Source organism: Streptomyces sp. TRM68367 (assembly GCF_014495685.1).
Classification (GTDB): domain Bacteria; phylum Actinomycetota; class Actinomycetes; order Streptomycetales; family Streptomycetaceae; genus Streptomyces.
Map to the genome: position 1 here is coordinate 1 of NZ_JACTVI010000138.1, position 11270 is coordinate 11270.

Sequence of the window (11270 nt, forward strand, 5' to 3'; positions counted from 1 at the left end):
CCGCCCCCGTCACCTGCGGGTACTTCACGTACACCTGGTAGGTGCCGTCCTCGGGGATCGACAGGTTCCAGGTGAAGGAGTCGGTGCCCGTGCCCGCCGCGTGCGTGGCGTAGTCGTAGCCCTGGTGGTCGGTGCCGTTGGACGCCGTCGGCCAGGAGCCGGTCGCCGAGGTGGACTGGATGTCGGAGTTGTCGGCCAGGTCGACCTGCAGACCCACCGGCACGCCGTTGTCGGTCCGGGTGTGGATCATCCCGTCCGGGTAGTACGTCCAGTTCATCGTCCGCGACTGCGAGCCGCCCGCGGAGGTGATGGTGCGGGAGGTCTGGTCACCCAGCTCGTCGTGGTCGTAGGTGGTGGTGATGTCCCACGGGTCCGTCGAGGTCCTGGTCTGGCCGTCGGCGGAGCGTCTGGGGCCAGCAGCGTTTCCGTGGTCACCTACAGTGCGCGGGCGAGGGTGTGCAGCGTCTCCATGCGGACCGTTCCGCCCTGCTCCACCTTGCGCACGGTGCCCGGCGACATGCCTGCGGCGTGTGCCAGTTCTCCTGACTCATCCCGGCCCGTCGCTGGTACTTGCGGACGTTGTCAGCCAGTTCCGTAGCCATCCGCTCATCACCTCCAGCGCCGCGGTACGCCGGAAGGGCGTGTCAACCGCGGTACGCCGGAAGGGCGTGTCAACCGGGGGCTATCCGGCAGATACCCGCTCCGAAGCGATCGCTTGCCCTGCGCGGTGGGTCGTCACGTGGTCGGCCGGGTGGCGCGAGGCCGGGCCCACAGCAGGGCCGGCCCGAGTGGGAAGGGTCCTCGTCGGTCGGGCAGCTTCGCCGGACCAGGGTCCCCGGGGGGCCGCCCCCGTCAGGAGTGACGGGGGCGCTCAACCGGCAATGTCAGGCACTACCGGTCGCATCCAGAATTCACGACTCCCATCAATAAAGAAGGCGCTCGAGTCGATTGCTGCAGAGGTCTGCTACCACAATTGGCCCGCCGGAGTGGCCGAGTCTCCGCCAGCGAGAACTCTGTGCAATCGCCGCATCATCGCGAACCACTCTGCCCCACCAGGATCTCCGCTCCAATCATCCTTAACATCGTTATCCCCGTTAAGCAGTAGATCGATCACCTCTGCCGCGAGCAGGACGACATCTCGTGGAACCCGCGGCATATCACATTCCGGCCCCCATACTTCCGACTGAAATTCTTCGCCACCGACAAGATTACTTGCCGCAATAGCCGCTGCGGCGATTGCGACCTCGGCCCGACCGCCGTCGATGTAGGCACCACCGCTCCGGGCCACTGAAGACAAGGCCGCCCGCAGCATCTCAATGCGCGATGACTCCGGCGCCGCATCGAGATCTCCAGAAAAATCGGCAGCCGTATCATTATCGAGGGGATGATGACCCCATCTACCCATCAGATAGCTCCATAATTTGCGTATCGAGAGTCAACTAAACCGCGCCCCCGAGGTCGCCCCGGATGGACCGCGGTACATCCGGGGCGACCTAATCGGACCGAAGGAGGCCTTCAGTTTCTATTTCTCGAAAGGAAGCTCCAACTGGACGGCATACTTCCGAGCATTATAGAGATTTCTCCCATAGCCCTCTATGCCGCTACTGAGCTTGATCCCCATTTTCTGGAATTGATCCTTGAATATGTGCTCCGTTATGCGCAGCTCTGTGTCATCCCCGCATACATGGACACAGATGGCATCAGCCTTGTCCGCAAGCCTTCCGAGTTGAATGTGCTTGGCTAGGCGCACATTGAAATCGTTTGTCTTGCCGACGTAGACATGACCCGGCTTTGTCAGGTCATTGAATACGTAGATGCCTTGATTCTTGTTGCAGTTGTGGACCAGCACCGGTGTTCCGCCAGCTTCCACATAGTACGTGTGCTCGCCGGGCGGTCGTCACCTGCATTTTCGCTGGTCAGCGAATTCTTGCCGGTCCGTGGGTGTGCGCGGAAGTGCCGTGCTGTGCGCTCGTGTTGCCGTCGGCGTTGCCGTCAGACGGCTACGTGCGTGAGGGCGGTGGAGTGGGCTTTGGCCGGTGTCCTGCCCGGGTTGGGGTCGGGCATGGTCAGGGGGCCGTACGCTGGCCCGGCAACTCGGGCAGGTTTTGCCCCTGCCCGCAATTTGAACGAGTGGCCCCCTGACCTTGCCCGACGCGGGCCCCGGCCCGGGGAGGTGGGTAAAGCACACGGAGCCGACCGGCCCCACCGACAGGCCTGCGCACCGGCCAACTCCCCGCCACCGCCTCGCCGTCGGCCTGGCCCTCGCCGTGCGGGCGCGTCCGGCTCTCTCCGCGTTTCCGGTCGTTTGCTACGCGCTTCTGCGCGGCCTGGTCGCTGGCCGGCCCGCGGTGGCGGAGCCGAGAGCGGGCCGGGTGGGCGGCAGTGCCGCGCGCGACCCGCGTCAGCGGGTCGCCTTGAAGACGTAGAGAAAGTTTGGACGCATCCCGCCTTGGTGCTGTGCCCTGACCGTCGGCTGGTCGTTCGGCTGGAGTGTGGTCCGAAGCATCGGACTGGCGGGTGTGGTTCTGCAAGCAGCCAGTGGTGATCGTTGTTCGGCCGGTCCGGGGCGGTGTTGCAGGGGTACCGTCTGAGTGTTGCCGCAGAACGGAGTTCGCCGTGTCGCAGAGCATCGAGGAGCACACCGGCGCTCGGATCGCCCGTATCCGGAAGCAGCGCGGCCTGACGCAGCAGGGGCTGGCGATGCGCGCCCACGTGTCCAAGTCGCTGTTGTCGAAGGTGGAGTGTGGGCAGAAGGCTGCTTCCCCGGCTCTCGTTGCTGCCTGTGCCCGTGCGCTGGGCGTCTCGACTTCCGATCTACTGGGACAGCCGTACGCCGAGGAGTTGCGCCGGGACCGCATGGACGCCTTGATCCAGCCGATCCGTGAGGGGCTGGAGAACTGGGACGTCGCTCTCGACTGGGAGACGGCTCCGCGTCCGGCGGCGTTGATCCGAGCTGATGTCCAGCGGGCCCTTGTGCAGCGCCGTCAGGCTCAGTACACGGACATGGTGCGCGACCTGCCCGGGTTGATCGATGAGTCGGTGCAGGCGGTGCACACCAGCAGCGGGGAGGAGCAGCGGCTGGCCTACGAGTGTCTGTCGGGGACGTTCCGGTGTGTGTTCACCGTGGCGTGGAACTTCGGCTATATCGACCTGGCCACCGTCGCGCTGGACCGCCTGGCGTGGACGGCACCACGCGCCGACGAGCCGGGGCTGGCCGCCATGCACGCCTACCTGCGCGCGCAGACCACGATGTCGTCCGGCCGCTATGACGTGGGCATCCGGGTGATCGACCGGGCCCTGCGCGATCTCGACGGGCAGGACACGCGCCGCCCGGCAGGCGTTGAGGCGATGCGGGGCGTAATGCAGTTGCGGGCTGCGGTGATCGCGGGCCGGATGAAGGACCGGGAGCATGCAGACGCCCGCCTGGACGAAGCCCGTACTCTCGCACGGACCACGGGTGAACTGCCCGACTTCGGCGTCACCTGGGGGCCGACCAATGTCGGTGTGCACGCGGTGGCCATCGCCTCCGAAATGGACGACTTCGGGCGTGCGATCGAACTTGCAGAGGACGTACGTATCCCGCGCGGCTGGACCCGTTCCCGGGCCGGGCACCACTGGATGGACCTCGGCCGGGCTCATGCCTGGTCAGGCCACCCGGAGCAGGCGCTGGACTGCCTGCACCAGGCCCGGCGTATCGCCCCGCAGCAGACGCGCTACCACCCGACCGTGCGAGAGACCGTGCTGGCGCTGAAGCGGCAGGAGCGGACGCGCAGCAATTCGCTGGCGCAGTACGCGGAGTGGGTCGGGATATAGCAGATCCCGGGCAAGTGCGATTGCACTTCTTGGTGCAACCGCCGTGCATCGCCGGTCGGCAGGATGACGTCTCGTCAGGACCCCCGCCGCCGCGCGAACGGTCCGGGGGCATGGCCAACGCTGACAAGGAGCGTCGACATGCCGCACTGTATCGCCCACATCTTCGAGCCGCTGCTGCGGCTGCTGTGGCCCGCGCCGGGCCGCCATCGCAGACCTGATCACTCATCCGCCGGCCTTGCTGTAGAGGCGTCGACCGCCTGTCCGGCTCGCGTACCGGCCGCCCGGGTACTGCATGGCGAGGAACTCGGGCTGGTCCGCCCGTACCTGGTCGCGCACGAGCGGCGGGAGGCGCAGAAGCAGCAGACTCGGCGTCGCACGCTCCGGCTGGCAGTGCGCGGCATCGACATCAGTCCCCGGCTGTTCGACGGAGTGGAGGTCACGGCATGACGAGCGGGACCGGACAGCTGCGCCTGCTGCCGTGGGCCGGGCCCGAGGGCAAGCCGTGCTATCTCGCAGGCGACGGGGCCGGATACCTGTCCCGGCTCGCCGACAACGTGGAGTCGACCCAGCTCGGCCTGGCCGGGGAACTCTTCTATGAGGCCACGCAGATCCTGGACAAGCGGCAGTGGACTCCGGGCGAACTTCACCTGCTGGCGGTCCAGTTGGCTGAAGGGCTCGGCAACGTGCACCGCATCGCGGTGAGTCGCGGCGCACGCCTGCCCGCACCTGCCGACGACGATCTCGACACCTTGGGCGACCTGGGGGACGAGGAAAACGGGCAGGAGAGTTCGTACCCGGTCGTCTGCCGCTGACCGTGCCTCGCGGCTCCCTGGTCCCATCTAGTCCCGTACTTCGCGGGTCGTTGATTCGTATGGTGTGACCGGTCTGGGGTGTCCTGGGCCGGTGTTGTGGCGTTGGGCAGGGTGTGTCGATGACTTCCCGGTCCCCGCGGCCACGGTCTGTCCGTCAGCGCCTTGATGTGGTGGTGACGTCCGTGGTGGAGAAGCGTCTGGGCGCTCTGCCTGTCGTTGCCGAGTTTCTGCGTCGGCTGGATGTCGCCGGGATCGTCGACGAGTTGTGTCCGGGTGGTGCGAGCGCGCATCTGACCCACGGGCAGGTGATCGAGGCGCTGGTGGCCAACCGTCTGACCTCTGTGCGACGCCTGGGGCATGCGCCGCATCCGGATCAGCCAGCCCAAGCCCGGAGTGATCGTCGCGCGCGGCTTCCGGCATGAGCCGCTGGATGCGGTGATCCGCTCACCACTACTCGATCCCGACGGCTCCCCGGCCTGCCGACCTGGTCAGTTCGTCTCCACCGATGACGTGCTGCTCGGCTGGGACGAAGACGGCACCCCCGTCGTGCTCAACCTCGCCTACTCCGCCCACGCCCTCATCGCTGGCGTCACCCGCTCCGGCAAGTCGATCACCGTCAACACGCTCCTCGCCTACGCCTCGCTCATGCGGGACGTGCGCCTGATCGTGATCGACCCCAACCTCGGCGCGGTCGCCCCCTGGTGGCGTACCGCCCACAAGGTCTCCGGCGCCATCCACCCCGACGAACCGACCGAGATCCTGCGCTGGGTACGCGAGGAGATGCAGCGCAGGGAGCGGCTGTTCTGGTCCGGCCGCACCGACCGCATCACCGACTTCAGCCCCGAACTGCCGCTGCTGCTCGTGGTGATCGACGAGGTGGCGAACTACACCCGCCACCCCGACCGCAAGGCGCGTGAACGCTTCGAGGCCGAACTGCTGGCCATCGCCAGCCAGGGCGCCAAGTTCGGCGTCCGGCTGTGGCTGCTCACCCAGAAGCCCTCCGCCGACGTGCTCACCACCGCCGTACGCACCAACCTGTCCGCCCGGATCTGCCACCGCGTCGACACCGTCGAGGACTTCCTGCACCTCTTCCCCGACGGCCGGGACCTGGACATCACCGCCGCCGACCGCACCATGCCCCAGGGCGTCTCCATCGCCTCCGTCGGCGACATGCGCACCCCCGTCCGCCTGCGCTCGGTCTACCTGCCCACCGAAGCCTGCTGGCAGATCAACGACCTCATGTGCACCGAAGGGCTGAAGGTCCGCGAGCTGCCCGCCCACGTCGACCTGGACAAAGCCGCGTGACCAGCACCGGCCAGCCGCCCGAGCGAGCCCGCCCCGCTCCCGACCGAGTCCGTAACGCAGTGATCCCCGGCAAGGGCGTGTAGTCGCCAAACCCTCGCCCCTGCCGGGGCCTCCCTCCCCATCCATCCACGGCACACGCGTGTGCCGCAGCGCAGAGAGGTCCCGCCAGCATGCCACCGCACAACCTCACCGCCACCATCCCCCGCCCCAAACCGGCCACGGCCGTACAGCCGTCATTCACCGGGTACCGGGACCTGCCGGGTCTCGTCCGGCAACTGTCCTCACTCGGCGGCTGTGCCCAGCCGATCCGGCTCGAAGGCCATCGCACCGAAATCGACGCCTTCACCGGCGAGATCCTGCGCGAACTGAAGTCCAAGGAACTGCCCGCCGGGCACCTGCTGGTCCGCTGCGGCAACCGCCGCACCACCCGCTGCCCCTCCTGCGCCGAGCTCTACCGCCAGGACACCTACCACCTCATCGCCGCCGGCCTGCGCGGCGGCAAGAACATCCCCGACCAGGTCGCCGCCCACCCCCTCGTCTTCGCCACCCTCACCGCCCCGTCGTACGGGCCGGTCCACGGCCGACGCGTCAACGGCTCCGCCCGCTGCCGCTGCGGACGCACCCACACCAAGGGCGACCCGCTCCTCGGCACCCCGCTCGACCCCGAGCGTTACGACTACGCGGGCGCGGTGCTGTGGAACGCCCACGCCCCCGCCCTGTGGGCGCGCTTCATGCTCCACCTGCGCCGCACCATCGCCGCCGCAGCCGGAATCCCCCAGCGCCTGCTCCACAAGGTCGCCCGCGTCTCGTACGCCAAGGTCGCCGAGTACCAGCGGCGCGGACTGATCCACTTCCACGCCGTGATCCGCCTCGACGGCCCCGCAGGCAGCTACACCCCACCACCCCCATGGGCCACGTCCGAGATGTTGGCCGATGGCGTCCACGCTGCCGCCGCCCGCGCCCATGTCGACGGGCCGGAGATCGACGGTCGGACCTACTCCTTCGGCTTCGGCAGGGAGCTGGATGTCAAGGTCATCCAGTCCACCGCCTTCCAGGCCGGGACCACGATCACGGAGTGCAAGGTCGCCGGGTACGTGGCGAAGTACGCCACCAAGGGCGCCGAAAGCGCGGCCGGCACCCTCGACCGCCGACTGAAGCTGATCGCCGAACTCGGCCGGGAGACCATTCCCGAGCACGCCGCCCGCATGATCCGCACCGCCTGGGCCCTCGGCGCCCGCCGCGACCTCGCCCACCTGAAACTGCGGGCCTGGGCCCACATGCTCGGCTTCCGCGGCCACTTCTCCACCAAGACCCGCGCCTACTCCACCACCCTCAGAGCGCTCGGGGCCGCCCGCGCCGCCTGGCAGAGCCGTCACACCCCCGACCCCGAACCGACCACCCTCGTCCTCGCCCACTGGGCCTACGACGGCACCGGACTCACTCCCGACCTCGAACGCCTTGCTGCACTCATCGGCGGCGGCCCGGCGCGCGAACAGGCGGTGACAGTCGGTGCGTGACGACGAACTCCTCACCGTCCCCGAGGCGATGGCCCGTCTCACGATCGGCCGCTCGGCGCTCTACGACCTCCTGCGCACCCGCCGCCTGGCCTCGCTAAGCATCGGCCGCGCCCGCCGCATCCCCGCCCACGCCCTCGCTGACTACGTTCAGCGTCACCTGGAAGAGGCCACCCGATGACCGCGCCCAAGCGCAAGAAGACCCGCGCCAACGGCGACGGAACCGTCTACCAGCGCAAGGACGGCCGCTGGGAAGCCGCCGGATACGTCCTCGCCCCCGGCGACACCCGCAAATGCGTCCGCGTCTACGGCAGCTCGCGCCCGGAGGCGCTGGCCAAGCTGACCGAGAAGATCGCCGCCAGCAACCGCGGCGTCCCCGCCGTCACTGCCCAGGGCAGCCTCGCGGTGTACCTGACGTACTGGCTGGAGAACGTCGCCGTCCACCACCTCCGCGAGACCACCCACACCCGCTACACCACCGTCGTCGAGCAGTACCTCATACCGGGCCTGGGCCGGAAGAAGCTCGCCAAGCTCACCGCCAAGGACGTCCGGACCTGGCTGAACGGCCTGCGGACCGTCTGCCAGTGCTGCGCACGCGGCACCGACGCCCGCCGCAAGCCCGACGCCCAGACGGGCCGCCGCCCGCGCTGCTGCGCGATCGGCCAGTGCTGCCGCAAGCGCCTCTCCCCGGTCACGCTCGCCTACATCCACTCCGTACTCAAATCCGCCCTGGAACACGCCGTCCGTGAGGAGGAGATACCCCGCAACATCGCCCGCAATGTCCGCACCGGCACACCCCGCCCCCGCCGCTTCAACCCCCTCACCGCCGACGAAGCCCGACGCTTCCTCACCGCCGCCCAAGGCCACCGGCACGCCGCCCTGTTCGAACTCGCCCTGCGCACCGGACTGCGCAAGGGCGAACTCCTCGGCCTGCGCTGGGAAGATCTCAACCTCGATGCCGGCACCGCCACCATCCGACGCACCCTCCAGCGCACCCGTACCGGCGGTCTGACCACCTTGCCGACCAAGACCATCAGCTCCGAACGGCGCATCGCACTGCCGGTCTCCTGCATCGCCTCACTTCGTGCGCACCGCAAGCATCAGGCACAGGAGAAGGAGAAGGCGGGCGCGGACTGGCAGGGCAGCGACCACGTCTTCACGCGGCCCGGCGGGCACCTGATCGAACCCGCCACCCTCACACGCCACTTCAACGCCCTGCTCCGCAACGCCCACCTACGGCCGATCCGGTTCCACGACCTCCGCCACTCCACCGCGACCCTCCTGCTGGAGCAAGGCGTCGAACTCGTCGTCATCAAGGAGCTCCTGGGACACGCCCACATCGGCGTCACCGCCACCGTGTACGCCCATGTCCGGCTCCGCCTCCAACATGACGCCATCGACATCCTTGGCCGCGCCCTACACAACCCCTCAGAGGCCACCGCCGGGCTCGACGACGGCGACGACCCTCCACTTTGTGCAGCACCCGTCCGCTGACGTTGCCGTCAACTACTGCCGTCAAACTCCCCAGGGGCCCCACCGGAACCCAATCCGGTAGGGCCCCTGGGTTTATATGTTCGCCTCAAATGAGAAATGTCATGGAGTCGCGATTCAGGACGCATCAAACAGAATCGATTACCTGGGATTCACCTTTAGAGGACCGCACACCTAGACACGCAACAACCTGTGTCAGGTCAGTAGTCAGGAAAAGCTGGAAGTAGTAACCGCCCCCAGGTCGATTATCTACATACCCGAGACAAAGTTCCGACTCCACGCGTGCCCTCAAATCGACTACAGCATCCTCTAGCCCAATCGACGGCTGCCCAGTTCTACCAATAGTTCTCATTCGACGAGAGTAGATAGAAACTAGGCTCGGAGTCGACGTGGCCTCACTCCACACCTTGAACTCTGCACCACCGATCAAGGCAGATCGGCACAACGTAAATGCCTGACTACTACCTACAAGGAGATCAGCAAGCTCCTGTCTGTTCATAACACCCACCTCCAGGTCAATCCTCGCCGGGGCCAAAGTCTAGCCCTGACCCCGGCAAGACTGTTAAGCACGTTAGGAACTACCCGCCAGGGCGGGTCCAGGGCCCTCTTCCAATGCTGATTTCAGCACCTTCTACTGTCCCGAGTAGTGAGTGCTCCATCTCCTCATACGTCTCACGATCAGTATCATGGATCTGGAAGTCTATATCTTCAGGAATACTCGCACGCGGAATCCTCATGACGAGCCCGTGCTCGACACCAAATTCTTCGGCAGCATCCAGCGCTACGCCTTCGTAATCATGAGTCCATGAGGTGAATTCACTGTCGGTATTCCCTCCCGCATGAAGTGCCGGGTCAGAATGACCCCCCTTGGGCACCGCACGACCCTGGAGGGCGTCCTGATATGCGGGATGCTCACCCGAAATTCCCTTAGGAAGCCCGCGATAGAGATAGTCACCCTCTTCGCCGCACGTATTGTGGACCAGGACCGGCGTGGCCCCCGCCAGCACATAGTACGTGTGGAGTTGCTCGACGGTGAGGTTGTTGCGGTCCGCCGCCCCCTCGGCGTGAGCGACCTGCTTGACCCGGACCAGGCCGTGGCCGTTCGGGCTCTGCAGGTCATGGCCACGACTGAGCTTGGCGGCCGGGGTCCACTTGTGGGTGGTCTCGTTGTAGAACGGGTGGTTGGCGGTCGTGTGCAGGGTGGCGGTGCGGCCGTCCGCGGTCCGGATCGTGACGTCGACCAGGTCGTGGTCGTGGTTGACCCAGGTGTGCAGGACGGTGCGCGCGCCCTTGTCCTTGCCCGTCTTGGCGTCCGCGGACTGGACCTGGTCGCCGACCTGGATCTTCCCGATCGGCTTGGTCGCACCGTTGCCCATGAGGACCGGCGTGCTGGGCGCGAAGCTGCACGTCGCCCCCTTGGCCACCTGATCACCCGTCGACTCGGCGCTCGCATCGGCCTGCGCCTGCCGTTCGGCCGCCTGTTCAGCCGCCGCCTTCTCCGCCGCGGCCTTTGCGGCTGCGGCTTCCTGCTCGGCTGCCTTGGCGTCCGCCGTAGCGTGGTCGGCTGCCTTGCCGGCGTCCGCGGCGTCCTCCGCGCCGTGCACGCCCGCCTTGACGTCCTCGGCCACGTGCGCGGCGTTCTTCGCCCCTTGCAGGGCTTCGGCGCCTTCCGCCGCGTACTTGGCGCCCTTGACCGCCATCCGGGCACCCAGGGCCGCATCACCGATCACCGGGATCGCCCCAGCGAAGGAGATGCCCGCATCCAGGTAGTCGCCCTCGGCGGCGTACCAGCCGGCGTTGGCGACATCCGCGACCGCGCCGACGACCGGGATCATGCCGGCCGCGTCCAGGGCCGTGTGGCCCAGGTCGGACAGCCAGCCGTGCCCGTCGAGCTCGATGTTGGAGATGGGGTTGCCGCCGCCGAAGGCGTACCGGTTGCCGGTCAGCGGGTCGGAGATCAGGCCCATGTCGGACAGGGCACCGTTGTACATGTCCCGCGACAGGAACCGGTTCAGGCCCGGGTCGTAGGTGCGGAAGCCCATGTTGTACGTGCCCGTGGAACCGTCCACCCGGTCGGCGTTGAAGCGGTAGGCGTTGTACGGGTCGCTCGGCGAGTTCGTCGTCGAGCCGGGCTTGTCCGCGCCGGTGTCCTGGCTGGAGTCGTCCGAACCGTAGGCGGTGTAGCCGTACGTCGACTTGGTGTCACCGGACTGGTCGGTGACCGCCTGGACATTGGAGTGCGCGTCGTAGGTGTAGTACGTCGGCTCCTTCGTCCCGTCCGACTTGATCTTCACCTGGGACAGGCGCTCGCCCCACGGCGAGTACTGGTAGGTCT

At 67.3% G+C, this 11270-nt stretch carries 13 protein-coding genes; 8 read left to right on the forward strand and 5 right to left on the reverse strand.

Going from position 1 to position 11270, the window contains the following annotated elements; all coding sequences use genetic code 11:
- The 4 genes from H8R17_RS41285 to H8R17_RS41300 form a co-directional block, all read right to left on the reverse strand.
- On the reverse strand, positions 1 to 277 hold a 277-nt coding region (locus H8R17_RS41285; RefSeq protein WP_187828336.1), incomplete at its 3' end, for a hypothetical protein.
- Positions 278 to 435: 158 nt separating this feature from the next.
- The gene (locus H8R17_RS48075; RefSeq protein WP_262505919.1) at positions 436 to 519 is read right to left on the reverse strand and encodes a hypothetical protein; all 84 of its coding nucleotides are present in this window, start codon (positions 517 to 519) and stop codon (positions 436 to 438) included.
- Positions 520 to 964: 445 nt separating this feature from the next.
- Positions 965 to 1405 (reverse strand): DUF4259 domain-containing protein, encoded by a 441-nt coding sequence (locus tag H8R17_RS41295; RefSeq protein ID WP_187828337.1) that lies wholly within the window; start codon positions 1403 to 1405, stop codon positions 965 to 967.
- A gap of 117 nt (positions 1406 to 1522) precedes the next feature.
- A complete protein-coding gene (locus tag H8R17_RS41300) occupies positions 1523 to 1849 on the reverse strand; it encodes a GIY-YIG nuclease family protein (RefSeq protein WP_187828338.1) in 327 nt (108 codons plus the stop codon).
- A 767-nt stretch (positions 1850 to 2616) separates the two neighbouring features.
- Here H8R17_RS41300 and H8R17_RS41305 point away from each other — a divergent pair.
- The 8 genes from H8R17_RS41305 to H8R17_RS41340 all read left to right on the forward strand — a co-directional run bounded on the left by H8R17_RS41305 (position 2617) and on the right by H8R17_RS41340 (position 8938).
- On the forward strand, positions 2617 to 3813 hold the full coding sequence (locus H8R17_RS41305) for a helix-turn-helix domain-containing protein (RefSeq protein ID WP_187828339.1): 1197 nt from the start codon (positions 2617 to 2619) through the stop codon (positions 3811 to 3813).
- Positions 3814 to 3951: 138 nt separating this feature from the next.
- Entirely contained in the window at positions 3952 to 4260 is a 309-nt protein-coding gene (locus tag H8R17_RS41310) for a hypothetical protein (RefSeq protein ID WP_187828340.1), read from the forward strand.
- Positions 4257 to 4625, forward strand: a complete 369-nt coding sequence (locus tag H8R17_RS41315; protein ID WP_187828341.1) for a hypothetical protein — start codon at positions 4257 to 4259, stop codon at positions 4623 to 4625. The genes H8R17_RS41310 and H8R17_RS41315 overlap by 4 nt, the downstream gene beginning before the upstream one ends.
- Positions 4626 to 4807: 182 nt before the next feature.
- Positions 4808 to 5047, forward strand: coding sequence for a DUF4277 domain-containing protein (locus H8R17_RS41320; RefSeq protein ID WP_316959695.1), 240 nt, complete (start codon positions 4808 to 4810; stop codon positions 5045 to 5047).
- Complete coding sequence (locus H8R17_RS41325; RefSeq protein ID WP_187828342.1) at positions 4983 to 5930, forward strand: FtsK/SpoIIIE domain-containing protein; 948 nt, start codon at positions 4983 to 4985, stop codon at positions 5928 to 5930. The genes H8R17_RS41320 and H8R17_RS41325 overlap by 65 nt, the downstream gene beginning before the upstream one ends.
- A 170-nt stretch (positions 5931 to 6100) precedes the next feature.
- The gene (locus tag H8R17_RS41330) at positions 6101 to 7447 is read left to right on the forward strand and encodes a replication initiator (RefSeq protein WP_187828343.1); all 1347 of its coding nucleotides are present in this window, start codon (positions 6101 to 6103) and stop codon (positions 7445 to 7447) included.
- Positions 7440 to 7625: a helix-turn-helix domain-containing protein gene (locus tag H8R17_RS41335; protein ID WP_187828344.1), complete on the forward strand. Its 186-nt coding sequence runs from the start codon at positions 7440 to 7442 to the stop codon at positions 7623 to 7625. Before H8R17_RS41330 ends, H8R17_RS41335 begins: the two co-directional genes overlap by 8 nt.
- Complete coding sequence (locus H8R17_RS41340; RefSeq protein ID WP_187828345.1) at positions 7622 to 8938, forward strand: site-specific integrase; 1317 nt, start codon at positions 7622 to 7624, stop codon at positions 8936 to 8938. Before H8R17_RS41335 ends, H8R17_RS41340 begins: the two co-directional genes overlap by 4 nt.
- Positions 8939 to 9513: 575 nt before the next feature.
- On the opposite strand, the gene H8R17_RS41345 is transcribed toward H8R17_RS41340, so the two are convergent.
- Positions 9514 to 11270 (reverse strand): polymorphic toxin-type HINT domain-containing protein (locus H8R17_RS41345; RefSeq protein WP_262505917.1); only part of this gene is annotated, 1757 nt, incomplete at its 5' end.

Coding starts and splice junctions, on each gene's coding strand:
- H8R17_RS48075 (WP_262505919.1), bottom strand. CDS start 519: ATGTCGCCGGGCACCGTGCGCAAGGTGGAGCAGGGCGGAACGGTCCGC.
- H8R17_RS41295 (WP_187828337.1), bottom strand. CDS start 1,405: ATGGGTAGATGGGGTCATCATCCCCTCGATAATGATACGGCTGCCGAT.
- H8R17_RS41310 (WP_187828340.1), top strand. CDS start 3,952: ATGCCGCACTGTATCGCCCACATCTTCGAGCCGCTGCTGCGGCTGCTG.
- H8R17_RS41315 (WP_187828341.1), top strand. CDS start 4,257: ATGACGAGCGGGACCGGACAGCTGCGCCTGCTGCCGTGGGCCGGGCCC.
- H8R17_RS41325 (WP_187828342.1), top strand. CDS start 4,983: ATGCGCCGCATCCGGATCAGCCAGCCCAAGCCCGGAGTGATCGTCGCG.
- H8R17_RS41330 (WP_187828343.1), top strand. CDS start 6,101: ATGCCACCGCACAACCTCACCGCCACCATCCCCCGCCCCAAACCGGCC.
- H8R17_RS41340 (WP_187828345.1), top strand. CDS start 7,622: ATGACCGCGCCCAAGCGCAAGAAGACCCGCGCCAACGGCGACGGAACC.